This window comes from Embleya sp. NPDC059213 (assembly GCF_042754445.1).
Taxonomy (GTDB): domain Bacteria; phylum Actinomycetota; class Actinomycetes; order Streptomycetales; family Streptomycetaceae; genus Embleya.
Genome location: NZ_JBHZAV010000132.1, coordinates 1 through 26189, shown reverse-complemented (window position 1 = coordinate 26189; position 26189 = coordinate 1). Strand labels below are relative to the sequence as shown.

Sequence of the window (26189 nt, the reverse complement as noted above, 5' to 3'; positions counted from 1 at the left end):
GCGCGGAGGCGCGGAGGCGCGGAGGCGCGGAGGCGCGGAGGCGCGGAGGCGCGGAGGCGCGGGACGAGTAGGACGAGTGGGCAGAACGGGACGAGTGGGTTGTGGGTGCCTCGGGTTTGGTGTGTCGTCCCTCGCCTTCGGCGGCCCCCGCACCGCAGTCTCGCGCCGGTGGTGGTGCCGCGCGCCGCGCGTTGCGGCGGGGTGTGGCGGGGCGTGGGGGTGGATCGGGGCGTGTGCGCAAAGTGACGGGGTGCGCACGCGTAGTATGTACCGTGTGGTTGGGGAGAGTGGGTTCGAGGTTGTGCGGGTCGTGATCGTCGACGACCATCCGTTGTTTCGGGCGGGGTTGCGGGCCGCTTTGGAGAGTGCCGCGGACATCGTGGTGGTCGCCGAGGTGGAGACGGCCGCCGCGGTGCCGGGAGTGGTTGCCGAGCAGGCGCCCGATCTGGTGGTGATGGATCTGTCGTTGCCGGACGGGTCCGGGATCGAGGCCACCCGGAAGATCGCGGCCGACACGCCGACCGTGCCGGTCGTGGTGTTGACCATGTCCGACGACGACGGCAGCCTGCTCGCGGCGATACGCGCCGGCGCCGGTGGCTATCTGGTCAAGGGCGCGGGCCGGGACGAGGTGCTGCACGCGGTGCGTACCGTCGCGGCCGGTGGCGCGGTCTTCGGTGCGCAGACCGTGCCCCGGCTCGCCGCGTTGCTGGCCGGCGGCAGCCCCCGCGCGTCCGAGCGGGTGTTCCCCGAGCTGACCGAACGCGAGTGCGAGGTGCTGGACCTGCTCGCCCGGGGCCTGGACAACCGCAACATCGCCCGCCGGCTGTTCCTCGCCGAGAAGACCGTGCGCAACCACATCACGCACATCTTCGAGAAGTTGCACGTCACCACCCGCGCGGAGGCGGTGGCGCACGCCCGCGACTTCGGCCTGGGCGCCGACTGATCCGGACCGCCGCCCCGCGCGCCACCGCGCCGACGGGCCCGACCCGAGCCCGTCCCGGAGCATCGGCCGGGCCCCGGTCGGGACCTCGATGGGACCGCTGCCTCGTGTGCACGGGACACCGCGACGACCATCCTGAGTTGTCCGTACCCCTCCGGGTCCTGCACATCGGAAGCACCCGGCGTCGTTCGGCCCCACCCGGCTCGACTCGTCCGCGCCGTCGTTCGACGACGTCCGTGAGGAGGCGCCAGATGCCCATGGGCAACCGAAGGCAACGCTCCGGCCTCGACCGCGCCTACGCGGTATGCGGCGCCTCCCTGGTCGGCGGCCTGGTCACGCTGATCCTGCTGCTCACCCACCTCGACGACCCGAGGATGCCCCCGCGCCCCGCCCTGATCGGCGTGGCCACCCTCCAGGGCATCGCCTTCTCGCTGTCCGGGCTCTTCGTACTCTCGCGTCGATCCGCCGCCGGCCTGGGCTGGCTGTTGTTGTGGACCGGCCTGTGCTATCCGCTGGCGAGCGCGGTCCTGTTCACCGCGGTGTTCGCCGACGCCGGATTCGCCGGGGCCACCGTGGCGATCACCGTGTGGCTGATCGCCGACACGATGCTCCTGTTCGGGATGTACGCGCTGCCGCTGTGGCTCCCGAACGGCACTCTGCCGAAGTCCCGATTCGTCCGGATCTATGCCGTGCTGCTCGCGCTGTGGAGCGCCGTGCACGCGTACGACGACTACTCCGGGTCCGGCTGGTACGGACTGCCCAGCTTCCTGCAACACGGCGCCTGGGCCGGCACGCAGCGGTGGCTGGACGAGTGGCTGACCCCGCGGATGGACCTGATTCCGCCGCTGGTCATCCTGACCAGCCTCGCCGTGATGACCGTGTGCTGGGTGCGCTCGCCCAAGCCGCACCCGATGCGGCTCGTGCCGCTGCTGCCCTATCTGCTGTGGCTGGCCGTGAGCTTCCTCGGCTACCACCTCGAACTCTCGGACCTGCTCTATGAATTCCTTCTCTACGCGGGCGTGCTGGTCTGGCAACTGTGCTTCGCGTACGCCTTCGCCCGGGACCGGCAGTGGCACCTCGACCGATCCACGCGCAAGGTTCTGGCCACCTTCACGCTGGCCGCGGTGCTGATGGGCGGCTACTTCGGGATCGCCGTCGCGCTGTCCGGCGTGCTCCCCGGCGCGCGCACCGCCGGCGCGCTGGTGATAGCGGCCGGGGCGCTGCTGATCGGCGCCCTGCTGCGGCCGACCGTGCAATGGGCGATGCGCGTCGTCGACCGCTTCTACTACGGCGAACGGGCCCGGCCCTACCAGGTGGTTCGCGACCTCTCCGAACAATTGAGCCGAGCACCGGCCCCCGGCTCGGCACCCGCCCTGCTCTGTCGAACGGTCGTGTACACGCTCGGCCTGCCCGGCGCCGGTGTCGTGGTCGACACCCGGCACGGCGAACGCGAACTCGCCCGGATCGGCACCGCCGGCACCGCCGAGGTCGACTTCCCGCTCACCTACGAGGGTGTCGTGATCGGCCGGCTCTCCGCACCGCCCCGCCCCGGACAGGACGCGTTGGACCGCCAGGACCTGGAGGTGCTGCGCTTCCTCGCCGACCAGGCGGCGCCCGCCATCGCCTCGTTGCGCCTGTACGAAGAACTCCAGGAGACCCGCGAACGCATCGTGCTGGCCCGCGAGGAAGCCCGCCGCCGACTCCGGCACGACCTGCACGACGGCCTCGGCCCCGCGCTGTCCGGTACCCGGCTCCAGGTCGACACCGCGCGGGCCTGCGTACCGCCGGGCACCCCGGCCGAGGGCACCCTGGCCATCGCTTCGCGCAGCATCGGCGAGGCGATCACCGAGCTGCGCCGGATCACCGACGGCCTCGCCCCCGCGGCACTCGCCCGACTCGGGCTGGCCGAGGCGCTGCGCGAATGTGCGACGCGGCTGGGCGGCGGCGATGGGAACCACCCGCACATCCGGGTCACCTTCGATCCCGATCCGCCCCCGCCGCTGCCCGCGGCCGTGGAGGTGGCGATCTACCGGATCTGCGGCGAGGCGCTGACCAACGTCGTCCGGCACGCCCAGGCCCACCACGCCACGCTCGACGTCGTGGTCACCGAGACCCGCGTCGTCCTGGAGGTGATCGACGACGGCGTCGGGAGCCCGGAGCGCGAACGCGGCGCGGCGACCGAGGGTGTCGGCCTGGCCTCGATGGCCGAACGCGCCGAGGAACTGGGCGGCAGTTTCACCGCGGGCGGCAACGAACACGGCACCGTCGTGCGCGCGGTCATCCCACGAGCCGGGACCGATACCCGGGACCAACCCGGGACCGACCCGGGACCGTGACCACATGCGGAGGGACCCGCAGCGAGCGAAGGTGGAGGAGCGGTGATCGACTTGATCACCTTGTCCCCCACACAACACGGAGATCCAAAATGTCGAAGAGCCCACTTCCGAAGGGCGGCGAACCACCGCCTGGGTCGCACAAGCCCGACCAGCCGCTCGGCTGCCACTTTCCGAATCCGCCGTGCACCAGCGTGGACGAGTCCGATTCGGCGAAGGCAACGGATGCGAGCAGCGGTCATCCGCCGCATAAGGCCGATGGCTCGGGCCGAACAGCCGAGCCGGACACGCACGATCCGCCGGACGACTGAGCCGACCCGAAGGAACACAACAAACCGCCGCCCCCGCCGTCCTCGACGGCGGGGGCGGCGCCGTGTGCCCGGTGCCCGGGACGCCCGGGGCGGGCGCGGGTGCACGCCGGCCGGCGTGGGCGTGAATTCATCCCGTGCGCTGCCGGCCGGTCGGTGCGACCAGGGCGGCGGTGGCCGCGCCGGTGCCGATGACGTCGGAGAGGGCCTGCAACTGCACCCGGATCAGCGCGGCGACCCGGGGGTCCGCCGGTCGTACCGATCCGTCCGGTTCGCCGGTCAGCGCGTCGGGGGCGCCACCCACCACCACCTCGGGGTGCGGCACGACCAGATTGCCCAGACCGGCCAGGATCCGCACGGTGTCGGTCAACCCGCGAAACCCGTGCAGTCGGCTGGCCGTCACCACCATCACGGCGACGGCCTTCCCGGACAACGACGCGTCGCCGCGCGGGCGCGAGGCCCAGTCGACGGCGTTCTTGAGCACGCCGGGAATCGAGTGGTTGTACTCCGGGGTGGCGATCACCAACCCGTCCGCCCGATGGATCGCGGTACGCCACCGGCGCACCGCCGGCAGCTCCGGATGTACGTCCAAGTCCTCGTTGTACAGCGGCAGTTCACCCAGCGTCGGATACACGTCGAAGCACATGCCGGGTGGCGCGAGCGCGGGCAGCGCGGCCAGCAGTCGGGTGTTGGCGGACTGTGCGCGCAGCGAGCCGGAGATCGCCAACACGCGGGCGGGGGAAGGGGACGCGGGAGCGGTCCCGGGCGCGGACATGAGTGGCCTTTCGTCAGGAACCGGTACGGCGGTCCAACAGGGTCGTGTCGTGCCGCCCGGCGCGGAAGTCCGGGTCGTCGAGGATCTCGGCGAGCAGCGGCGCGGTGGTGCGCACACCCGGGCCCTCGACCCGCAGTTCGCGCAACGCGCGGCGCATCCGGGCCAGCGCCTGGTCGCGATCCGGCCCCCAGGTGACGATCTTGGCCAGGAGCGAGTCGTACTCCGGACGGGCCTGGGATCCCGGGAACGCGTGCGTGTCCACCCGGACGAACGGGCCGGCGGGCGCGTCGAAGGTGGTGAGCGTGCCGGGACACGGCGCGAAGTCGCGGGCCGGGTCCTCGGCGTTGATCCGGACCTCCACCGACGCGCCGCGGCGCCGCACCCGGTCCTGGTCGAAGTCCAGTGGTCGGCCGGCGGCGACGAGCAGTTGCTCGCGGACGATGTCGATCCCGGTCACCGTCTCGGTCACCGGGTGCTCGACCTGGATTCGCGAGTTGACCTCGATGAACGCCGCTTCCTCGCCGCGGACCAGGAACTCGAAGGTGCCGGCGCCCCGATAACCCGCCGCCCGGGCCCCGGCGACCGCGTGGGCGGCCAGCCGATCGGCCAGGTCGGCGGGCAGGCATGGTGCGGGGGACTCCTCGACGAGCTTTTGGTGTCGGCGCTGCACCGAGCAGTCCCGCTCGCCGAGATGGACCACATTCCCGTGCCCGTCGGCCAGGATCTGGATCTCGATGTGCCGGGCGCCGGCCAGGTAACGCTCCAGGTAGACCCGGTTGTCGCCGAAGGCCGCCTGGGCCGTGGCGCGGGTCGCCCGGAAGGTGGGCAACAGCGCGCCGGCGTCGGGCACCACCGCCATCCCCCGACCGCCGCCGCCCGCGACCGCCTTGACGATCAACGGAAAGCCGATGGCGCGGGCCACCTCGGCGGCCTCGTCGGCGGTATCGACCGGGTCCCGCGATCCGGGCAACACCGGCAGCCCGGCGTCCGCCATGATCCGCCGGGCCGTCGACTTGTCCCCGAGCCGGGCCATCACCTCGGGCGCGGGGCCGACGAAGACGATCCCGTTCTCGGCACAGATGGTGGCGAAGTCCGGGTCCTCGGACAGGAAGCCGTAGCCGGGGTGGATCGCCTGGGCGCCGGTCTTGCGGGCCGCCTCGATCACCGCCGGCGGGTAGAGGTAACTGCGATGCGGGTCCGCGGGGCCGATGTTGACGTGGTGGTCGGCGGCGCGTACGGCGGCCGAGTCGCGATCGGGGCCGGAGTGCACCACCACGGTGGCGATGCCCATGTCCCGGCAGGTACGCACCACGCGCAGTGCGATCTCGCCCCGGTTGGCGATCAGTACGGTGTCGAACACGGAGGTTCACCTCGCCGAGTCGGAGTCGGAGTCGGAGTCGGAGGGGGCACCGGAGGCGGGGTCGTGCCCGGAACCGGCGACGGGTTCGAGTTCGAACAGCGGCTGGTCGTACTCCACGCCCTGCCCGTTGTCGACCAGCACCGCCGTCACCCGGCCGTCCCGGTCGGCCTCGATCGGGTTCATCAGCTTCATCGCCTCGATGATGGCCACCTGTTGGCCGGCCCGGACCCGGTCGCCGACCTCGACGAACGGTGCCGCTCCCGGTTCCGGCGCGTGGTAGAGCGTGCCGACCAGCGGTGCGCGGACCAGGTGACCCGAGGGCACGGCCGGCTGCGGCGCGGGCGCGGGTTCGACCTCCGGGCCGGCCGAGGCCGCGGCCGCGATCGGCGGTGGCCCCGGGAAGGCGGACCAGGCGACCTCGATGCTCTCCCCGCCGGAGCGCACCACGATCTTCGTGGGCGGTCGCGGGGCATCGTGCAGCACCCGGCCCAATGCGTTGCGCAGGACGGCCAGGGTGGCCGCCCGGCCTTCGTCGTCGACGGCGGTCATGCCGAATCCTCCTCGTAGTCGTCGCTGTCCCGGTAGTCGTCGCCGTCCTCCCGGACGCGGCCGGTCCCGATCCCCGCGCCGGCCGCGTCCGACGCCGCAGGCAGCCCGAAGGCGCGGAAGCGCCGTCGCCGCGACGCGACGCGCTCGGCCGGATCGAGGCTCGCGAGTTCGGCCACCGTCTCCAACACCGCGTCCCGCAGCGCGAGGCTCGCGGCGGGCGGATCGGCCTGCGCGCCGCCCTCGGGTTCGGCGATCACCCGGTCCACCACCCCGAGTTCGAGCAGCGAACCGGCGTCCAGCCCGAGCGCGCGGGCCGCCGCCGGGCTCTGCTCCCGGGTCTTCCACAGGATCGCCGCGCAGCCCTCCGGGCTGATCACCGAGTACAGCGCGTTCGCGCTGATCAGCACCCGGTCGGCGACGCCGAGCGCGAGGGCGCCGCCACTGCCGCCCTCGCCGGTGACCACGGCCACCACGGGCACCCGCAGCCCGGCGAGCACGCGCAGGCATCCGGCGATCGCTCCGGCCTGTCCCTGCTGCTCGGCCTCGATTCCCGGATGTGCGCCCGGGGTGTCGATCAGGGTCACCAGCGGCACGCCGATCTTCTCGGCCAGCCGGGCCAGCCGGACCACCTTGCGGTAGCCGGCCGGCGAGGCCATCGCGAAGTTGGCCCGGACCAGATCGGCGGTGGTGTGGCCCTTCTGGTGCCCGAGCACGAGCATCGCGCGGCCCTCCACCAGGCCCAGACCACCCACGATCGCCGGGCAGTCGCCGCCCGCCCGGTCACCGCGCAACTCGACGAACGCGTCCATCCAGTACGCGAGATGGTCACGCGTCGTCGGGCGTCGCGGATCCCGCGCGGCGGCCACCACCTCGTGCGCGGGCCGCCCGATCGGCCCAACCGACCCGGCCGACCCGGCCTCGGGCCGAGCCGCAGCCCCATCGCCCACGCCGGCGGCCCGGGTCGGCCCGGTCGCCTCCGGGCGATCCGGCTCGGCGGGCCGGCGCGCCGCGGCCAGGAGAACCGCGAGCGTCCGGCGCAGCTCGCCGCGCGGGCGGACGGCGTCCACCAGGCCGTGCCGAAGCAGGAACTCGGCCCGCTGGAAACCCTCCGGCAGCCGTTCGCCGATGGTCTGCTCGATCACGCGCGGTCCGGCGAAGCCCATCCGCGCGCCCGGTTCGCACACCACCACGTCGGCCAGCGTGGCGAACGAGGCGGCCACGCCGCCGTAGGTGGGGTCGGCGACGACGGTGACGGTGAGCAGTCCGGCCTCGTCCAGTTCGGCCATCGCCGCCGAAGTCTTGGCCATCTGCATCAGGGCCAGCGCGCCCTCCTGCATCCGGGCGCCGCCGGACGAGGTGACCACGATCAGCGGCACCCGTCCGGCCAGCGCGGCGTCGGCGGCCGTGCCGATCGCCTCCCCGGCCGCGACGCCCAGGCTGCCGCCCATGAAGGCGAAGTCCATCACGGCCAGCACCACCGGATGCCCGGCCAAGGTGCCGAGGGCCACCCGGACCGCGTCCTCGTGCCCGGTCGCCGCGCGGGCGGCCGCCAATCGGTCCGGATACGGCTGGAGGTCCTCGAAGCGCAGCGGGTCGTGCACGGTCGCGGTCGGGGTCAGCGGCCGGGCGCTGCCCGGGTCGAGCAGCGCGTCCAGCCGCCTGGCCGCGTCCAAGGGGGTGTGCGCGCCGCAGCCGGGGCACACCCGATGGGCGCGCTCGAAGCGTCTGCGGTACACCAGGGTGTGGCAGCTCGGGCACCTCAGCCAGTCCGACGGCGACGTGTCGACGGCCGGCCCGCGCGTGGCGTTCATCGCGGTCTCTCCTGCTCCCCGCGCGGCGCGACGCTCGGGGCCGCGTGCCGCAGCGGCGTGATCTGGTGGATGTCGTAGTTGCGCCGCAGTCGGGCCACGCGCTCCGAGTCGACCCGCTCCCCGGCCCCGAAGATCTCGATCAGTTCCTCGAAGTAGCGCTCGTGGTCGGGCGCGGGTGTGGACTGGAAGAGCATCCTGGCCGGTCTCGTGGTGGGGTTGCCGAACGCGTGCGGGCACCCGGGCGGCACGAACATGCAGCTCCCGGCGCCGGCGCGGACCGGCCCCCGGCCGGTCTCCGAGCGCCAGTTCCGCCAATCGTCGGCGGTGCGGTGCAGGGGTTCGAAGGCGAGTACGTCGAGTTCGCCGTCGAGTACGTAGAAGAACTCCTCGCCCCGTGCGTGCACGTGTGCGCCGACGTCGAAGCCGGGCGGCACCACCACCTCGAAGGTCGAGGTGTGCCGGGCGTGCGCTCCGGTGACCTTGTAGGTGACCTCCTGTGCGGCGGTCACCAGCCGCCGGCCCGCCCCGGGCGGAATGATCAGGCCGTCGACCACGACGACACCTCCTCGGTCGCGGGCCGGCGATCGCCGCGGCCCGGTGGTCCGGAATCGACCCAGGTGCCGACCGCCATCTCGGCGGTGATCCCGGGGCCGAAGCCGGCCACGATGCCGCGTCCGCCGGCGGCCGGTCCGCCCGTCGCGAACAACCGGTCCAGGGCGTCGAAGACCACCGCGCTCGCGATGTTCCCGTATTCCGTGAGGGTGGCCCGGCTGTGCCGGAACGCCTCGGGGGCGACGCCGAGGAATGTGCTCAGGTCGTCCAGGATCCGCGGGCCGCCGGCGTGCACGACGTAGAAGTCCAGTGCCGAGGCGTCCCACGCGTGGCGGGCGACGAGTTGTTCGATGACCGGTGCCAGCGGCTCCATCGTGGTGGGCACCCGCTTGTCCAGGCGGAAGTGGAATCCGGTGTCCTTGACCGCGTAGGAGATCCAGTCCTGGGTGTGTGGGATCAGGTGGGAGCCGTTGCGTTCGAGCCGGACGCCGGTGCCGCCCGCGCCGCGCACCACCGCCGCCGCGACCGCGTCGCCGAACAGGCCGTCGGAGAGCAACGACCCGATGTCGGCGTCGTCGGGCTGGTAGCACAGCGAGCAGAACTCGCAGGACACGATCAGCGCGTTGAGCCCGGGGTGGGCGGTACAGAAGTCGTGGGCCCGGTTGATCGCCGCGCCGCCGGCCGCGCAGCCGAGCTGGGCGATCGGCAGTTGGCGGGTATCGGGGCGCATGCCCAGCTCGTTGATCAGCCACGCGGTCATCGACGGCATGCCGAATCCGGTGCACGAGACGTAGATCAGCAGGTCGACGTCGCGTACGCGCAGTTCCGCGTTGGCCAGTGCCCGGCGGATCACCGGGGGCACCCGCAGTTTGGCCTGCTCGTGGTAGAGGAGGTTGCGGGCCTCGAAGCCGGGATGGCGCAGGGTGCGCTCGATCGGCTGGACGAGATGTCGTTTGCGCACGCCGGTGTTCTCGATCAGTCGTAGCGCGAGCGGCAGTCGGGGATTGTCCGCGTGCAGTCGGCGGGCGATCTCCAGCGACTCGTCCATGGTGATCACGTTCTCGGGGACGGCCACGGCGGGCCGGCAGAGGATGCTCACGAGCGGTCTCCTTGTGTGGATACGAAGGTGTGGATGCGAAACGTGTGAGTGGGAAACGTGTGGATGCGAAACCGCGGAGAACCGGATGCGGTTCTCCGCGGGTGACGGCTGGTTGCGGTGCCGCGCGGCGGGCGCTCGGCTACCGGGCCGCCTGCATCGGGATCGACCGGGCCCGGCCCGCGCGATGCGGGGGCTCGATCGCGCCGTCGGGCAGCAGCGCGCCGGTGTCCTCGAAGATCACCACGCCGTTGCACAGCAGGCTCCAGCCCTGTTCGGGATGGCTCTGTACGACGTGCGCCGCGAGGTGGTCGGTGGCCGACGCGGCGGGACAGGGGGGAGAGTGTCGGCACATGGTCCTGATCCTTCCGGGAATGCCGTGGGTGGCAGTGGGTCGGCGAGCTGCCACGGGGTGCTTCCGTTCTTCGTTCACGTGACAACCCTGCGCCTCCCGTGGTCCCGGGCGGATGAGCCCACGGCCCCGAATCCCCGGCCGATGTCCCGACCCGAACGGGCCGGGGAGGCCGCCGCATAGACTGCCGGGCGTGCGCGACCACGAACCCGTGTTCAAACGGAACAGGTGGGGACCGAGCCCCTACGTGTTCAACGTCCGCAATCCCATCGGTCTGGCCCTGACCGTGGTCACCGTGGTCTTCGTCGTGGTCATGCTGGTCCTGATGAACAGGCGCATCGGCCCGTTCGCGCCACCGGCGTCCCCGGACCGGACCTCGCCGGACGGGTGGGAGTGGTCGCCGACCGGGCCACCGACGCCGTGGATCCCACCGACCCCGACCACGAAGGCCCCGACCGGCACGGCGCCGACGACGTCGACGACCGGCTCGACATCGCCCGCGCAGCCGTAGCGCGCCCTCAGTCCCGCTGCCCCGCCGCCTTGTCGTCGCGCAACCGCCGGGCCCGAAGCACCAGTTCCAACTCGAAGCGGCGATCCGGTTCGTCCATCTCGTCGCCCAGCAACTCCCGGATCCGGCGCAGCCGGTAGCGCACGGTCTGCGCGTGCACTCCCAGCCGCGCGGCGATCTCCGGTGCGCCGCCACGCGTCTCCAGCCAGGCCAGCAGCGTCTCGGCCAACCGGCGTGAGTGCGCGGGCGGGCAGTTGTCCAGCGGTGCCAGGCAGCGCCGGGCCAGGTCCTCGATCAGTTCCTCGGGCGGCAACAACACCAGTGCCTCGGTGTGTTCGGTGCAGCGGATCACCCGCCCGTCCGGCAGTTGCCCGCGCTCCATCAGGCGCAGCGCCGTACAGGCCCAGTGCAGCGACTTGGCCGCGTCGGCCAGCGGCACGGACGGGCCGATCGCGCCGGACCAACCCGCCATCGCCCGGCGCAGCAACTCGGGCCGGCCGGCCGCGTCCGGATCGGGCAGGATCATCCGGGGTCGTTCGCACTCCATGTCCAACAGCACGTCCCGGCCCACCGCCGGCGCGACCGCGTCCGGCGCGGGCCGCAACAGCACTCCCACGGCGACCTGTTCGGGCAGCGGCCAGCCGATCCGGGCGGCGTGCTCGGCGAGCGCGCTCGCGGGTTCGGTGCCGTACTCGGTGAGCAACAACTTGATCAACCGCTTCTGCGCCCACAGGCGTTCGCCGACCTGGCGGGCCGCGGCCTCGGCATAGCCGTGCACCGACTGGGCGACCAGGCCGTCGAGGTATTCGAAGCCCGCCTCGGCCAGTTCGTACATCGCCGGCGGCGGGATCTCCACCTGCTGGCCGATCTCGGCCAGCCGCCGCCACGCGAGTCGCACGCCGAGTCGGTAGACCGCCTGCAACGAGTCCAGGCTGCGCCCTTGCAGCACCTCGGCGCGGCCGAACAGTTCGAACAGTTCCAGGCGTTCGTGCTGCCGGTCGTCGGTGGCGAGCAGGTGCTCGACGAAGTCGGCCAGGGCGCGCCGGATGGCGACCAGGGCCATCGGTTCGCCCGACTCGTCCGGGACCAGCGGCAGGGCGGGGAATTCGATCCGGATGTCGCGCAGGATGCCCTGTGCCAGGTCGGCGATCTCGGCCATGGCCAGATCGGCGAACCGGCGCAGTTGCGGCCGGGGCACGTCCCGCCACGCGGTGCGCACCGTGCCTCTCCCCCGCGGCGGGTGGTCGATGCCCGCACCGGCGGCGTGGGTCCGGGGCCGGACACGTTTCCCGGCATGCGGGGCCGGCATCAGGGCTGCGGGTTCGGCGCGGTGGGATCGGTGCGGAAGGACACGAGTGGCACGTTGGGTTGTTCGGGGGTCTTGTGCAACGCGGCGACGATGCCGAACGCGGCACCGACGGCGAGGGCGGCGGCGAGGATCACGGTCAACCCGGCGGCGAGCAGTCTGTGCATGCTTCGACGAGCCTCTCGATCGGAGGGCACCCCGCCCATTCCCATGCACCGGCTCTGAATGAACACAGTGTGCGAGGCGTATTGACACTCCGTCAAGGGTGCGCCTACGGTTCCCGGCCTGAGACAGACGTGCACGTCCCCCAGGCCCCTTGCCGTCAGGAGTGCCGGATGCGCCGCGCCATTTCGTTTCGTTCCCCGATTCTGTCCCTGGCCCTGCTCGGAGCCGGAGTCTTCCTGCTCGTGCTGGCCGCGATGCTGGCCTGGTACGTCGAGCCGCAGGCCAAGCGCACGCCGCTCGACATCGACGACACGGTGGTATTCGCCGGTACCGGGAGCTATTTCGACACCACCGCGTTGCGGCCGGTACACGGCGAGACGCTGACCGTGACCCGCCGGGTGGTGGGCGATGTGGCGATGGCCGAGCGCAGCGGCCGGGCGGTGTGGGACGTGTCGACCACGATCGACACCCCGGCCACGCTGGCCGAGCACGACCCGCGGCGGTCCTACCAGTGGACGGTGGCCCGCTGGGTGACCGACCGGCGTACCAATGCCCCCGTGCACTGCTGCGGGGAGACGCCGGCGATCCGGGGCGAGGCGTTCCTGAAGTTCCCGTTCGACCTGGAGAAGCGGCGTTACCGCTGGTGGGACGAGACCTTGGGGGCCGAGGTCCCGCTGGACTATCGCGGCACGGTCGAGGTGCGCGGGCATCGCGGCTATCGCTTCACCGGCACCGTCCGGGACACCCGGGTCGGCGGTCGACAGGTCCCGGGCACCCTGGTCGGCGTCGCACAACCGCAGGTGCTCGCCGAGGAGTGGTACGCGAACGCCGGCATCGAACTGGTCGCCGACCCGCGCACCGGTCGGGTCATCGACGCGCGGATCGCCCCGCGCAAGACCCTGCGGGCACCCGGCGCGAGTACGGCCTCGGTGGTGTTGCTCGACAGCTCCGACATCCGCTTCACCCCCGAAACCCGGCGCCGGCAGGTCGATTTGGCCAAGCGGGACGACGCCCGGCTGGTGCTGGTCGGGGAGACCGCACCGCTGGCCGCGGGGGGTGTGGGAGCCGTACTCACCGCGCTCGGGCTGCTGTCGGTGATCCGCGGACCGCGGCCCGGCACCCCCGTTGCCGAACCGGCCGCCGATCGCAAGGCGCGGGTCCGCCGGCGCCGGTTGCCGCGGCTGTGCCCGAGCGCGGCGCGTGGCGGCGACTCCGGTCGGCCGGCACCGAACTGACGGTTCGTCGCACTTCCCGGCGGCAAAGTTGTCACCTGCGTGAGTAGCCGCCGCGCACACGGTGGCGAAAAGCTACGAACTCACCCCGCACATCCCGCACTTCCCACGCACCCATCCGCGTCCGATCCAGGCTCGATACGAGTTGGAGCCGACATGCCCCAGCACGTGCCTTCCGCGCTGCGTCCGGTGCTCCGTGCGACACCCCCCGAAGCCGTACCGACCCACGCCGCGCACCCCCGTGCCCGACCGTCCCCGCACCCGCGCCGAATCGTCTTCCTGGCCCGCCGCGACCTGGCCAACCCGGCTGCGGGCGGCTCCGAACTGCTGGTCGATCGGCTGGCGCACGGACTCACCGCGCACGGCCACCAGGTGGCCCTGCTGTGCGGCGGACCGTCCGCCGACCGCGACTACCGGGTGCTCTCGGTCGGCGGCGACACCGACCACTACCTGCGCGCCCACCGGGCCCTCGACCGCCGCGTCGGCGGCTGCGACCTGCTCGTCGAGGTCTGCAACGGCATGCCCTACCTGAGCCCGCTGTGGCATCGCGGGCCGACCGTGTGCCTGGTCAACCACGTGCATACCGACCTGTGGGAAATGCGGTTCCCGGGCCCCGCCGCACGGCTGGGCCGGCGACTGGAGCACTGGGGACTGGCCGGCGCGCATCGGGGCAACCTGATCGTCGCGGTGTCCGAGTCGACCGCCGCCGCGCTGCGCGCGATCGGGGTGCCGCCGGACCGGATCCGGGTCGTGCACAACGGCGTGGAGGAACCCGGGCCCAGGGCCGCCAAGTCGCCGGAGCCGCTGTTCGTGGCGGTGGGCCGGTTGGTCGAATACAAGCGCATCGACCTGCTCCTGCGCCTGTGGGAGCGGGTCCGGCCGGTGACCGGGGGCCGGCTGGTGATCGTCGGCGACGGTCCCGAACGCGAGCGACTGCAAGCGCTGACCGGGCCCGGCGTGCTGTTCACCGGTCGGATCTCCGAGGCCGAGAAGCATCGACTGTTGTGCTCGGCCTGGCTGTTGCTGCATCCCTCGTTGGTCGAGGGCTGGGGTCTGGTGGTGACCGAGGCCGCGGCCCGGCACACGCCGGCCATCGGGTTCGACATCCCCGGACTGCGCGACTCGATCGACGACGGGGTCACCGGGGTCCTGGCCCGGGGCGAGAGTTCGTTCGCCGCCGCCTGGTGCACGTTGGCGCTCGGTCCCGAGCGCTGCGCGGCGATGGGCGCCGCCGCCGGGCTGCGCGCCGCACGGTTTCGCTGGACCGACACGGTGCGGCAGTTCCGAGCGGTGGCCGCCGAGGCCGCAGCCGCCCCGGTCACCGGACGCGACGCCGGGTGGTGACCGGATGAAGGACCCGTCGCTGCGCAGGTCGATCGCGCTCTTTCGCGCCTTCCGGCAGGAGCGGCACGACCCGGATCGGTGCTACGGGCTGCTCGCCCGCGATGCCGCCGACCAGGTCGAGCGGCATGTCCGGCTGCGTGGTCGAGTGGTGGTGGATGTGGGCGGTGGCAGTGGGCACTTCACCCGGGAGTTCCGCCGACGCGGCGCCCACGGCTACCTGTTCGAACCGGATGCGCGGGAACTGGCCGGGCACGGCGCACCGCTCCTTGGTGCGGTGCTCGCCGACGGCTACCTGTTGCCGCTGGCCGACGGCGTCGCCGACGTGTGTTTCTCCTCCAATGTGCTGGAGCACGTCGCGGATCCGCAGACCTTCCTGAGCGAACTGGTCCGGGTCACCCGCCCGGGCGGGTTGATCTACGTCGCCTTCACCAACTGGTACTCCCCGTGGGGCGGTCACGAGTGGGCGCCCTGGCACTACCTGGGTGCCGAACGCGCCCGGGCCCGGTACGCGCGACGCACCGGTCGGGCCGCCAAGCACACCCTGGGCGAGAACCTGTTCACCGTGCACGTCGGGCCCACGCTGCGCCACGTCCGGGACCGTCCGGACGTCGTGCTGGTCTCGGCCCGCTCCCGCTACTGGCCCTTCGCGCCCGGCGCGATCATCCGCGTTCCCGGGTTGCGCGAGGTCCTCACCTGGAACCTGCTCCTCATTCTTCGGCGCTGCCCGTGACCGCGGCCCCCGGGACGGCGGCGCCGCCCGACGCGTACGTCGCCCCCGCCGCCGGCACCCCGGCCGCCCGGGCACCGCGCGCGCTTCGCAGGAGGCACTCGTGACCGATACGACCCTGTCCCTCCCTCCGGCCCGGCCCGGCCGGCCGCCCACCGAGGTGTCGTCGGCCGAGCCACCGGCCGAACGGCCGCGCCGGCGGGCCTGGTTGCCGGCGTTCTGGGCGGTCGTCTTCGTCGCGTTCCTGGTCCGGGCGCCGGGCCGGACGACCTTCGAGACCAAGCTCGGCGTGGTCACCGACCCGTGGCGGTTCATCGGCGACCTGGGCAACCTGTGGCACGACCGGGCCGGCTTCGGCGGCATCGCCGACCAGTACATCGGCTACGCCTTCCCGATCCTGCCCTACTACGCACTGGCCGATCTGCTCCACCTGCCGATCTGGCTCGCCGAACGGCTGTGGCTCTCGCTGATCGTCAGCGCCGCCTTCTGGGGCGCACTGCGGCTGGCCGAACGGCTGCGGGTGGGCAGCGCGCGCAGCCGGCTGCTCGGCGCGGTGGCGTACGCGCTGTGGCCGACCTTCACCATCGTGATCGGGTCCACCTCGGCCGCGGTGTTGCCCGGGGCGCTGTTGCCGTGGGTGCTCCTGCCGTTGGCCTCGACCCGGCTGAACCCGCGTACCGCCGCCGCCCGTTCGGCGTTGCTGATCCCGTTCATGGGCGGGGTCAACGCGGCCTCGACGCTGGCCGCGCTGTTGCCGGTCGGGCTGTACCTGCTCACCCGTCCGGCCGGGCCGCGCAAGTGGGCGTTGATCGGCTGGTGGGTGCCCGGGGTGCTGTTGGCCACCGCGTGGTGGGTGGTCCCGCTGCTGCTGCTCGGCATCTACGGCGAGAACTTCCTGCCGTACATCGAGCAGGCCGAGACCACCACGAGCACGATGTCCGCGACCGAACTGCTGCGCGGCGCGGGCGACTGGGTCGCCTATCTGCACTTCGGTGAGCCGTGGTTGCCGGCCGGCTGGACCGTGGCGACCGCGGTGGTCACCATCCTGGGCTCGGCGTTCGCCGCCGCGCTGGGCCTGGCCGGGCTGGCCCGACGGGACCTGCCGGAGCGCCGCTGGCTGACGCTGACCGTGCTGGTCGTGGCGCTGATCGCGCTGGCCGGGTACGGCGGTTCGTTCGGCGCGCCGTTCCACGGCACGGCCCGGGACTGGCTGGACGGGTGGCTGCGTCCGTTCCGCAACATCTACAAGTTCGAGCCGGGACTGGCGCTGGCCCTGGTGCTCGGGCTCACCCACCTGGTGGGCACCGCGGGCGAGCGCGAGCGGGTGCTGCCCCGGCCGGCCCGCCGGTTCGCGCCCGCGCTTGCCGCGCTGCTGATCCTGCCCGGCCTGGCCTGGCCCTACCTCAACGGCACGATCCTGCAACCGGGGAGCTTCGAAAAGCTGCCCGACCACTGGCGGCAGACCGCCCAGTGGCTGGACCGACACTCCTCGGACACCCGGGCCCTGGTGGTCCCCGCGACCGCCCACGGGCTGTACACGTGGGGCTCCCCGATCGACCAACCGCTCGACCCGCTCGCCGAATCGCCGTGGGCGCAGCGGGACTTCGTCCCGTTCGGCACACCCGGGGTGCGGCGCGCGACGGACGCGGTGGAGCAGGCGCTGCTCACCGGCGGCGCGGTGCCCGGGCTGCGTGACTTCCTCTCCCGGGCCGGGCTGTACACGGTGGTGGTGCGCAACGACCTCGACCCGGACCAGATCGGCTACGTGCAGCCGGCCACCGTCATCCGCACCCTGGAGTCCTCCGGCTACCACCGGGTGACCGGATTCGGGCCGCTGATCACCGGCGGCCGGATCCCCGAGGAGACCCCGGTCCAGGTGCAGGGCCTGTTCACCCGCCGGCAGGCCGTCGAGATCTACGAGCCGAGCCCGGACACCCCGCGCCCCGGCCGGGTCGGCAGCCGCGCGGTCGCCGACACGGCGCTGCTCAGCGGCGGCCCGGAGGCGCTGCTGCAACTGTCCGTCGACCCCACGCTGCGCGATCGGCCCACGGTGCTCACCGGCGACGCCCACCCGGGTATCGACCGGCCCGGCACCCGACTCGTGGCCGACGGGCTGCGCCGCGCGGACACCCGCTTCGGGCTGATCAACTCCAACACGTCCTATCCGTACACCGCGACCGAACGAAACCCCTCGGACAGCACGCAGAACCCCGGCACACCACCGAAGCAGATCCTGCCGATCGACGGTGCCGAACATCAGAGCACCGCCGAGCTGCGCGGGGCGACGTCGGTGAGCGCGTCCAGCAGCGGCAACTGGCTCTTCCATCTGCCGCAGTTCGACCCGGTGAACGCCTTCGACGGCGACCCGGCGACCGCGTGGGCCGAGGGCAGCCCCGGCAAGCCGGCCGGTCAGTGGCTCAAGGTCGGTTTCACCGCCCCGACCGACATCCCCGCGTCGCTGCTGCTGACCCCGTTGGCCGGCGACGGCCTGCGCGCCGTGCCGACCCGGGTGCGGATCGAGACCGATCGTGGGGCCAGGGAGGGCACGCTGCGGCCCGAGGGCACCGCCCAACCGGTGCCGGCGCCGCCGGGAGCGGCCAAGTGGCTCAAGGTCACCATCCTGGACGCGCAGACGGCCCGATCGGGTCTTTCCGGCGCGGGCTTCGCCGAGGTGGCCATCCCCGGCGTGCAGGTCTCCCGGCTGCTGCGGCTGCCCGCCGACGCGGACCGGGACGACGCGCAGACCTCGGTCTACTCGCTGCACCGCGACATCGACCTCGGCGGGCTCTCGCCGGTGGCGGCGGAGGACGGGCTGCACCGCCGGTTCGCCACGCCGCAGGCCGGCGACTTCGCCTTCGACATCCGCGCCGTGGCGGTGCCGGGACCGGAACTGGACCGGCTGCTGGTGGCCGCCGCGCCCGAACAGGCGCGGCGGATCACCGTGACCGCCGAGTCGACCGGCCGCACGGGTCGTTCGCTCAGTCCGCGCAACCTCGTGGACGGCGACCTGACCACGGCCTGGATCGCCGGGGATCGGCCGGTGGTCGAGCTGAGTTGGCCCGACCGCAAGACCATCGACCGAATCGTCTTCGGCGCGGCGGGCGGGCTGTCCAGCCGACCGGAGGAGGTACGGATCACTGCACCCAACGGCTCGGTGACCACCACCGTCGACGAGAACGGACTGGCCCGCTTCGGCCCGATCGACACCGACCGGATCACCATCACGATCACCCGGACCGCACCGCTGACCGTGCACAATCCGCTCGCCGACAAGCGGCTGCAACTGCCGGTCGGGCTCAGCGAGATCCACGTCCCGGCACTGGCCGGCCTGCGCACGCCCCCGCCGGATCCCAAGCTCGGTTTCACGCTGCCGTGCGGGCAGGGGCCGGCGTTGGCGGTGGACGGCGTACTGCACACCACCAGCGTCGCCGGCTCGGTGCGCGATCTGCTCGAACGGCGGCCCGTGTCGGTGCGGTTGTGCGCCGCCGAGGCCGCCGGCGGCGCGCTGCCGCTGGGCCCGGGGCTGCACACGGTCGAGGCGGGCAATCAGGGCCCGCTCCAGATCACCGACGTGACCGCGACCCGAGGCCGACTCCCGGTCCCGGACCGCCGGTCGGCGCGCTCGGCCGACGCCGCCGACTGGAGCGGCGACCACCGCTCGGTGCGGATGGGCGCGGGCGAGGCCACCTACCTGCAGATGTACGAGAACCACAACTCGGGGTGGAAGGCCACCCTGAACGGCAAGGAACTGCGTCCGGTACGCATCGACGGCTGGCAACAGGGCTGGCTGGTGCCCGCCGGGGCGGCCGGCACCGTCGAGCTCGACTACGAACCGGGCGACATCTACCGGGGCGGGCTGATCGGCGCCGCGGTGGCCCTGGCCGCCCTGCTCGCCCTGGCCTTCGTGCGGCGGCGGAAGCAGGATCCGACGGGCCTCGACGAGCCGCTCGCCGATCCGCCGGCGCCGGGCCGGATCCTGGGCGTGCTCGCGCTCACCGTCGTGATCGCCGTCGTGGCGGGACCGGTCGCGCTGCTGGTGCCCGCGCTCGCGGTGGTCGCCCACCTGCGCCACCGGCTGCTGGTACCGATCGCACTCGCGGCCATGGCCGGCGCCGGGATCGCGGCGGCGGTCGGCGCGGATGAGCCGGTCGTCGGCGGCCGGGGCGCTTTCGGGCCCGCCGCCCAGGTGCTTGCGTTGATCGCGTTGTGCGCTGCGCTGGTGACGACGGGCGGGGGCGAGCCGGGGGGCCTGCGGACCGCGGCGGGCGGGGGCCGGCACGGACGTACGCGGGACGCGGGGACGGGGGCTGCGCCGGCGGGGGCGGCGGGGACGACCGGGGCGGCTGCGCCGCCTGGGCCTCCTGCGCCGCCGTCGCCCGACGGGCCAAAGGCGGCCGGGGCCGGGTCGATGGCCGAGTCGGCGCCGCCCGACGGAGTCCCGGTCGGCGATGGCACGGGGTCCGGCCGGGATCGGTCGGACCGGGAGGCCGACACGGCGCAGTTGCCGAGCCACCCGGACCGGGAGGCCGACACGGCGCAGCTACCCACGCTGTCACCCGGCGGCGGGGAAGCCGGCGCCGCGCAGGCGCCGACGCCGCCATCGGGCGGAAACGCGACGGGCGCGGCGCAGTCGCCGGCACCGCCACCCGACAGGAACGCGACCGACACAGCGCAGTCGCCCGTACCGCCGACTCACCACCTCGCGACCGACACCACAGCGCCACCCGACGGGAACGCGACCGGCGCGACGCAGTCGCCCGCACCTCCGACCGCCCACCACGCGACCGACACCGCACCGCCACCCGACGGGAACGCAACCGGCGCGACGCAGTCGCCGGCGCCGCCGACCGCCCACCACGCGACCGACACAGCGCAGGCGCCCGCACCGCCAACCGACCACCACGCAACCGGCGCGACGCAGTCGCCGGCACCGCCAACCGGCGGGAAGGGGGCCGGGCAGCCGTGACCGCAGCGCGCCCGAGTCGGCCCGGGCTTCCGGTCGGGCCGGCTCTCGCCCGGATCCCGTTCCCGCTCGTCGACGAGATGTCCCGGCACGGTCAGCGGCCCGGCGAGCCGATCGCGGTGCACATGGAGATCCGGCTGCCCGGGCAGCCGGATCCGGCCCGATTGCGTGCCGCGTTCCGTACCGCGCTGCGCCGACACGCGCGCGTTCTGGTCCGCGAGGCCCCGCGCTCGTGGTACGGGCGGCGCTACGAATGGGAACTCACCGCCGCCCCCGACGTCGAACCGGTCGGCTTCCCACCGCCCGGACCGGACGCGTTGGCCCGGGCCCGGGCGAGGGCCCTGGCCGAGACACCGCCGCTGTCCCTGTCCCCGCCGGTGCGCCTGGACGTGATCCGCTCCTCCGCGACGTCCGGCGGTTGTGTACTGCTGTGCACGATCCATCACACCGCCCTCGACGGCCCCTCGTTCCTGCGCGTCCTGGCCACCGCCGCCGAGTCGTACAGCGGAACCGACTCCACGCCCGTCCCCGAGCGCACCGGCCCACCCGACGCCGCCGCCGGTCCGCAATCGCCGGCCCTGGATCCCGGCCGACCGCCGGCCCGCTCCGCCCGGGTCGCACCGGCCCCCGCCGCACTCGCGCGGCGACGTCGGGGCAACGGCGTCGTCCTCGGCGAACTCCCGGTCCACCCGCGTCCACCCGGCGCCGACCACACCGTCAACGACCGCCTGCTGGTGGCCACCTGCCTGACCATCGCCCGCTGGAACCGGCTGCACGCCGCGCCGACCCGGCCGATCCGGATCACCATGCCCGTCGACGACCGCCCGCGCGGCGCCGAGATGCCGATCGGCAACGGCACCCGACTGGTCGAAGTGGCCTTCGGCTCCCGCGAGTACGCGAACGAACCGAGCCCAGAGGCGATCGTCGCCCTGCTCCGCCGCACGGCCCGCCGGACCAGGCAACTCCGGGCCGCGCCACGCCCCCCGCTCGGCCACGGCGCGGCCCTGCTCACCGCACCGGTCCTCCCGGTCGACCTGCGCGCCTCGATCACTCGGGGCCTGGGCCGCGCGTTCGGGCCGTGGACCTCCACCACGCTGCTCAGCAACCTGGGCCGGATCCCCTACCCGCTGGACTTCGGCGACGCGGGCCGGGCGGACGCGGTCTGGGTCTCCGCACCCACCCGGATGCCCCGGGGCCTGACCATCACCACGACCGGCATCGCCGGCCGGCTGCATGTGGGACTGCGCTGGTCCCGCGCACTGCTCGACGACGCGGCGGGTCGGCGGCTCTACGGCTTCTTCGCGGACTACCTCGACACCGTCTCGGCCGCCGCACTCGCCGCCGGACCGGTCGTGGCTCCCGCGGTGGGCCCGCTCGCAACCCCGGTCGTGAACCCGGCGGTTGCCCGCGAAGGGGGTCCGGAATGACCGACACCCGACCGACCGGGCTGCGCGAGTTCTACGAGGATCCGACGGTGCCGGTCGCCTCCGGCGTCGAGCGCAGCCGGCGCCAGGCCGCGATGCTGGCTCGCGCCCTCGGCCCGGACCCGGCCCTGGTGGTCGACGTCGGCTGCGGCGACGGCTCGGCGGCCTCGATCACGGGCCCGCTGTTGCCCGGCCACACCCTGATCGGGATCGACTGGTCCCAGGACGCGCTGCGCCGGGCGAGCAGCCGGATGCGGCACCTGGTTCGCGGCGAACTCACGGACGGAGGGCTGCCGTTGGCCGATGCGAGCGTGGACGCGGTGCTGTTCGGCGAGGTGCTCGAACACCTCGTGGACCCGGACTCGGCCCTGGACGAACTGCGCCGGATACTCAAGCCCCGTGGCCACCTGATGCTCTCCACGCCGAACCTGGCCGCCTGGTACAACCGCGCGTTGCTGCTCGCGGGCGTGCAACCGATCTTCTCCGAGGTCAGCCTGCGCGCCATCCACGGCCGACCGGGCGCCCGGGTGGTCGGCCACCTGCGGCTGTACACCGCCCGCGCCCTGCGCGACTTCCTCACCGCATCGGGCTTCGAGGTGGTCCGGACGACCGGGGCGCCGTTCCACGGCGTGCCGAGGGTACTCGGGCCGCTGGACCGGGCCGCGTGCCTGGCCCCTTCGCTGGCCTCGATCCTGCTCGTGCACGCGCGGCGGGCCTAGCCGTGTGGTGGGGAGTCGCCGCGGCGCTGCTCGCCAATGTGCTCTACAGCACCGGATTCGTGCTGGAGAAACGGGCGTTGGCCGACCTTCCGGCGCTGTCGACGGGCCGGCCGCTCCGGCTGGTGCGCCTGCTCGTGGGCAGCCCGCGATGGCTCGCCGGCTCGTTCGCCCTGGCCGCCGGCTTCGTCGCCCAACTCGCCGTCTACCGCACGCTGCCCATCGCTGCGGCCCAGGGCCTGTTCGTCGGCGGGCTGGTACTGCTGCTCCTGCTGTCCTCGGCGCTCCTGGGCGAACGGGCCTCCGGTCGGGAACGCGCCGGGGTCCTGGCCGTGCTCGCCGCACTGGCGATGATCGTCGCCTCGTTGCGCGACGCGGACCCGGTCGGCGAACGGGCCCCGCTCGGTCGGTTCCTGGTGGTCTGCCTGCCCGCGCTCGCAGCCGGCCTGTGGCTCTACCTCGGCGCGGAGCGGCGCGCTCGCGACCCCGGCCGCCCGCCCACCACCGGCGTGGCCTACGGCGTCGCGATGGGCCTGCTGTACGGGGTGAGTTCGCTGGCGATCAAGGGCATCTCGGGCCGGCTCGGCGGGGCCGGCCCCGGCGCGACCGCCGTCGACCTGCTCCGTTCCCCCTACCCGTACCTGCTCGTCGGGATCGGCGCGGCCGGCCTGGTGTTGTCGCAGACCGCGTTGCAGCGCTGCCGCGCGTCGCTGATCGTGCCGGTATGCACCACGGTTTCGGCCCTGTTCACCGCCGTACCGGGCAGCTTCGCCTTCGGCGAGGCACTGCCGCACGACCGACTGCGCCTGACCCTGCGCCTGCTCGGCGGAGCGCTGGCCGTGCTCGTCCTGCTCCTGCTGCCCCGAAACGACGAGGACCTCGGGTCACCGGCACCACGGGGGAAGTCGCTTCCCTGCCCAAGGAGTCACCACATGGAACCCGATGATCCGCTGCTCCGGATCCTGGCCTGCCCACTGGACAAGGGACCACTCACCCTGCTTCTCCCGGAGGACGCCTTGTACAACCCGAGACTGCACCGCCGATACCCGATCCTCGACGGCATCCCACAACTCCTCCCCTCCTCCGGCGTCCGGGTCTCGGACGACGAACACGCCCGACTCGCCCACCGGATCGCCCCGTGACGCTGGCCGCCCGGCTCGCGCCCCGGGTTTCCCCGAGACTGGTCACCGCCGCCGTCGACGTGCTGTACCCGCGTTTCGAACCGGAGTTGCGGCGGATCGCCGACTTCGTCCCGCGCGGCGGCACCGCCGTCGACGTGGGCGGCTGGTACGGGCCGTGGTCCCGGCGACTGGCCGGACGCGCGGACTCGGTGGTGACGGTGGAGCCGGTACCGCACCTGGCCGCGTTGCTCGACGCCCGCACACCGGCCAACGTACGGGTGGTGGCCGCCGCGGCGGGCGATCGCGGCACCGGCACCACCGCGCTGTGGTTGCCGCCGGGCGATCGGGGCGATCGGGGCGTGTCCTCGCTCGTGCGCAGGCAGATCCACGATCGGGCGCTGGACGTACCCTGCGTGCGTCTGGACGATCTCGGGTTGACCGATGTCACCTTCGTCAAGATCGACGTGGACGGCAGCGAACCGGCGGTGCTCCAGGGCGCCGAGGACACCCTGCGCCGGGATCGTCCGGCGCTGTTCATCGAGTTGGAGGCCCGCATCCAGTCGCCCGCGCCGGTGCTCGACTTCCTCGGCCGACTGGACTACCGGGGCTGGGTGTTGCCCGGTCGACACTGGCTGCCGCTGACCGACTTCGACCTGGCCGGCCACCAGGCACGCACCTCCCACGTGGCCGAACGCGGCCTACTGCGCCGCACCTTGGCACCCTTCAGCCGCCGCTACGTCAACTCCGTCCTGTTCCTGCCCACGAAACGACAGCCGGGGCGCGGGGTTCCGGTCTCGCCGGGGATCTAGGCCCTGTCCGGCGGAAACCGCAACGACGTCACTCGGGTCATGCCTTTGCTCGCGGCGATCGGGGTTACCACGACCACGACAAATACCGCCGCCTCGTGTGGGCACGAGGAACCGAACCCATGATCGCCCGACGGGGACAACCCCACGGATCCGGCCTCGGACGCGTGCACTGGTCGTGGAACGCACCATCTCCTGGCCGCACGACTTCCGCCGCCTTCGCATCCGCTGGGAACGACGCGACGACATCCACTCCTCCCGGTACCTCCTGATCGCCCGATCGCATCCGACTGCCGGGCGGTGATCACCGCCCGGTTCCGGAACGGCCACGCCACCCCTCACGTCTCCTCACGACGACCGTAGCACCACTTTTCTCCGAATGGAGAAAAGTTGTCGAGGAACTAGGGTGGTCCCCATGTCCACTCCCGTCCGAGCACCCCGGTCGGCCGGCGGCGCGGCGCGGCGCGAGGCCCTTCTCGACGCCACCGTGCGGCTGCTCGCCCGAGACGGCGCCCGGGCGGTGACGCACCGCGCCGTGGCGGTCGAGGCGGGCACCACCCACGGGTCCGCCCGCTACTACTTCGGCACCCGCGAGCAACTGCTCGACGAGGCCCTGCGCCGCCTCGCGGCCGGGCAGATCGACGAGATCCGGGCCGTGTTGCGGCGGTCGGCCACCGCCGACCCGCAGGAGTTCGCCGCCCGGCTCGCCCACTACGTGGCGGACACCGTCGCCGGCGATCGGGACGCGAGCATCGCCCGGTTCGAGCTGTTCCTGGAGGTCGCCCGCCGACCCGAGCTGCGCCCCGCCCTGGAGGAGTGGGGGGCGGTACAACGCGAGGCCCTGGCCGCCCGGTTGGCGGCGGTGGGCGCGGCCGAGCCCGAGGCCGCCGCCGCCGACCTGCTCACTCTGCTCAACGGCCTCGTCCTCGAACAACTCGCCACACCCGACGACGACTTCGAGCACACCCGCCTGCGCCCCGCGATCCTGCGCCACTGCGCCGGTCACGGCTAGGCGCCGTCCCCGCGCCCGCCGTCAGCGTCCCGCCCGATCCGTCGTTCCCGGTCGGTCCCGCAACATGTGGGCCAGGAGCCGGCCCCGGGACCGCAGCCCCGTCTTGTCGAAGATGTGCTGAAGGTGACTCTTGACCGTCGGCACACCGATCGACAACACCCGGCCGATCTCCGCGTTCGTGGCACCGTCGAGCAGCAGGGCGACGACCTCGGCCTCGCGCGCGGTCAGCTCCCAGGCCGCCTCGGGGGCCGGATCGACCGCCGGCTGCTGCCACGCGCCGAACGCGTACTCGAGATAGGGGTGCGCCTTGCGCAGAAACCGCAGCTCGCGCGCGGTGAAATCGCCCTCGCGCGCATCCCGCAACAGCGACACACCCCCCACGAGCCGGCCGTCGTGCCGCAGGTACAACTCGGCCTCGTAGCGGATCCCCAGCGGACGCATGAAGTGCCGGTAGTAATCCGACGCGTCGAACCGTTCCCCCAGGTCGAACAGCGTCGCCAGCGGGGTGTCCGACGCGTCGAACCGCCTCGGGTGGAACGGATCGAGCAGATGGAAATGGCTCAGGTAGCCGACGTTGCGCGCCGGCGGGATGCCCCGGAAGACATGGCCGACCGCGTTCAGACCCGGATCGACGGAGTAGAAGACCATCCCGGTCGCCGAGACGGACTCGGCCAGGAAGTCCATCGTCCGCGCCTTGAACTCGGCGACGCCGTGCGGGCCGACGGTGGATCGTGGGGTGCTGGGGTACATGGGGGCCGCCGCTTCGTCCGAGGGAAGGGGTCGAGGCTG

22 protein-coding genes and 2 pseudogenes are annotated in these 26189 nt (G+C 73.2%); 14 read left to right on the top strand and 10 right to left on the bottom strand.

The genetic code is table 11. The features are described from left to right. Window positions 1-301 precede the first annotated feature (301 nt). Window positions 302-943 carry a response regulator gene (locus ACFXMF_RS34480; protein WP_379991976.1) on the top strand — a complete coding sequence of 214 codons (642 nt, stop codon included), beginning with the start codon at window positions 302-304 and terminating at the stop codon, window positions 941-943. A 248-nt stretch (window positions 944-1191) separates the two neighbouring features. Beyond that, complete coding sequence (locus ACFXMF_RS34475) at window positions 1192-3276, top strand: ATP-binding protein (RefSeq protein ID WP_360308956.1); 2085 nt, start codon at window positions 1192-1194, stop codon at window positions 3274-3276. A gap of 435 nt (window positions 3277-3711) precedes the next feature. Here ACFXMF_RS34475 and ACFXMF_RS34470 read toward each other — a convergent pair whose 3' ends face one another. The 7 genes from ACFXMF_RS34470 to ACFXMF_RS34440 form a co-directional block, all read right to left on the bottom strand. Continuing rightward, on the bottom strand, window positions 3712-4356 hold the full coding sequence (locus ACFXMF_RS34470; protein ID WP_380017736.1) for an NAD(P)H-dependent oxidoreductase: 645 nt from the start codon (window positions 4354-4356) through the stop codon (window positions 3712-3714). A gap of 13 nt (window positions 4357-4369) precedes the next feature. Continuing rightward, a complete protein-coding gene (locus ACFXMF_RS34465) occupies window positions 4370-5716 on the bottom strand; it encodes an acetyl/propionyl/methylcrotonyl-CoA carboxylase subunit alpha (protein ID WP_379991424.1) in 1347 nt (448 codons plus the stop codon). A 6-nt stretch (window positions 5717-5722) separates the two neighbouring features. Beyond that, the gene (gene accB / locus ACFXMF_RS34460) at window positions 5723-6265 is read right to left on the bottom strand and encodes an acetyl-CoA carboxylase biotin carboxyl carrier protein (protein ID WP_379991423.1); all 543 of its coding nucleotides are present in this window, start codon (window positions 6263-6265) and stop codon (window positions 5723-5725) included. Further along, the gene (gene accD / locus ACFXMF_RS34455) at window positions 6262-8076 is read right to left on the bottom strand and encodes an acetyl-CoA carboxylase, carboxyltransferase subunit beta (RefSeq protein WP_360308968.1); all 1815 of its coding nucleotides are present in this window, start codon (window positions 8074-8076) and stop codon (window positions 6262-6264) included. Before accD ends, accB begins: the two co-directional genes overlap by 4 nt. After that, a complete protein-coding gene (locus ACFXMF_RS34450; RefSeq protein ID WP_360308971.1) occupies window positions 8073-8630 on the bottom strand; it encodes a cupin domain-containing protein in 558 nt (185 codons plus the stop codon). The genes accD and ACFXMF_RS34450 overlap by 4 nt, the downstream gene beginning before the upstream one ends. Beyond that, entirely contained in the window at window positions 8615-9727 is a 1113-nt protein-coding gene (locus ACFXMF_RS34445) for a type III polyketide synthase (RefSeq protein WP_360308974.1), read from the bottom strand. The genes ACFXMF_RS34450 and ACFXMF_RS34445 overlap by 16 nt, the downstream gene beginning before the upstream one ends. A 139-nt stretch (window positions 9728-9866) precedes the next feature. Next, window positions 9867-10079 (bottom strand): DUF5999 family protein, encoded by a 213-nt coding sequence (locus tag ACFXMF_RS34440; RefSeq protein WP_360308977.1) that lies wholly within the window; start codon window positions 10077-10079, stop codon window positions 9867-9869. Window positions 10080-10269: 190 nt separating this feature from the next. Here ACFXMF_RS34440 and ACFXMF_RS34435 point away from each other — a divergent pair, with 190 nt between their 5' ends. After that, window positions 10270-10587: a hypothetical protein gene (locus tag ACFXMF_RS34435; RefSeq protein WP_360308979.1), complete on the top strand. Its 318-nt coding sequence runs from the start codon at window positions 10270-10272 to the stop codon at window positions 10585-10587. A gap of 7 nt (window positions 10588-10594) precedes the next feature. Here the strand turns inward: ACFXMF_RS34435 and ACFXMF_RS34430 are convergent, their stop codons facing one another. Continuing rightward, window positions 10595-11803, bottom strand: coding sequence for a helix-turn-helix domain-containing protein (locus tag ACFXMF_RS34430; protein ID WP_379991422.1), 1209 nt, complete (start codon window positions 11801-11803; stop codon window positions 10595-10597). Between the two features lie 89 nt (window positions 11804-11892). Then, window positions 11893-12057 (bottom strand): hypothetical protein, encoded by a 165-nt coding sequence (locus ACFXMF_RS34425; RefSeq protein WP_360308982.1) that lies wholly within the window; start codon window positions 12055-12057, stop codon window positions 11893-11895. Window positions 12058-12225: 168 nt separating this feature from the next. On the opposite strand from ACFXMF_RS34425, the gene ACFXMF_RS34420 reads away from it, so the two are divergent. The 11 genes and pseudogenes from ACFXMF_RS34420 to ACFXMF_RS34370 all read left to right on the top strand — a co-directional run bounded on the left by ACFXMF_RS34420 (window position 12226) and on the right by ACFXMF_RS34370 (window position 25400). Continuing rightward, complete coding sequence (locus ACFXMF_RS34420) at window positions 12226-13290, top strand: DUF3068 domain-containing protein (RefSeq protein ID WP_379991421.1); 1065 nt, start codon at window positions 12226-12228, stop codon at window positions 13288-13290. 153 nt (window positions 13291-13443) lie between these two features. Next, complete coding sequence (locus ACFXMF_RS34415) at window positions 13444-14631, top strand: glycosyltransferase family 4 protein (protein WP_360308988.1); 1188 nt, start codon at window positions 13444-13446, stop codon at window positions 14629-14631. Window positions 14632-14635: 4 nt separating this feature from the next. Next, a complete protein-coding gene (locus tag ACFXMF_RS34410; RefSeq protein WP_379991420.1) occupies window positions 14636-15361 on the top strand; it encodes a class I SAM-dependent methyltransferase in 726 nt (241 codons plus the stop codon). A gap of 100 nt (window positions 15362-15461) precedes the next feature. Continuing rightward, window positions 15462-20324: an alpha-(1->3)-arabinofuranosyltransferase family protein gene (locus tag ACFXMF_RS34405; RefSeq protein WP_380017737.1), complete on the top strand. Its 4863-nt coding sequence runs from the start codon at window positions 15462-15464 to the stop codon at window positions 20322-20324. Then, window positions 20321-21748, top strand: coding sequence for a condensation protein (locus ACFXMF_RS34400; protein ID WP_379991395.1), 1428 nt, complete (start codon window positions 20321-20323; stop codon window positions 21746-21748). The genes ACFXMF_RS34405 and ACFXMF_RS34400 overlap by 4 nt, the downstream gene beginning before the upstream one ends. Then, on the top strand, window positions 21745-22464 hold the full coding sequence (locus tag ACFXMF_RS34395) for a class I SAM-dependent methyltransferase (protein WP_379991394.1): 720 nt from the start codon (window positions 21745-21747) through the stop codon (window positions 22462-22464). The genes ACFXMF_RS34400 and ACFXMF_RS34395 overlap by 4 nt, the downstream gene beginning before the upstream one ends. A 2-nt stretch (window positions 22465-22466) precedes the next feature. Then, window positions 22467-23357, top strand: a pseudogene (locus ACFXMF_RS34390) (hypothetical protein); the annotation flags it as partial. Between the two features lie 36 nt (window positions 23358-23393). Then, window positions 23394-23603, top strand: coding sequence for a Trm112 family protein (locus tag ACFXMF_RS34385; protein WP_379991396.1), 210 nt, complete (start codon window positions 23394-23396; stop codon window positions 23601-23603). After that, window positions 23600-24391 (top strand): FkbM family methyltransferase, encoded by a 792-nt coding sequence (locus ACFXMF_RS34380; protein WP_379991393.1) that lies wholly within the window; start codon window positions 23600-23602, stop codon window positions 24389-24391. Before ACFXMF_RS34385 ends, ACFXMF_RS34380 begins: the two co-directional genes overlap by 4 nt. 3 nt (window positions 24392-24394) lie before the next feature. Beyond that, window positions 24395-24692: pseudogene (locus ACFXMF_RS34375) on the top strand (transposase); the annotation flags it as partial. A 111-nt stretch (window positions 24693-24803) separates the two neighbouring features. Further along, a complete protein-coding gene (locus ACFXMF_RS34370; protein WP_379991392.1) occupies window positions 24804-25400 on the top strand; it encodes a TetR/AcrR family transcriptional regulator in 597 nt (198 codons plus the stop codon). 21 nt (window positions 25401-25421) lie between these two features. Here ACFXMF_RS34370 and ACFXMF_RS34365 read toward each other — a convergent pair. Beyond that, on the bottom strand, window positions 25422-26189 hold a 768-nt coding region (locus ACFXMF_RS34365; protein ID WP_380020954.1), incomplete at its 5' end, for a response regulator transcription factor.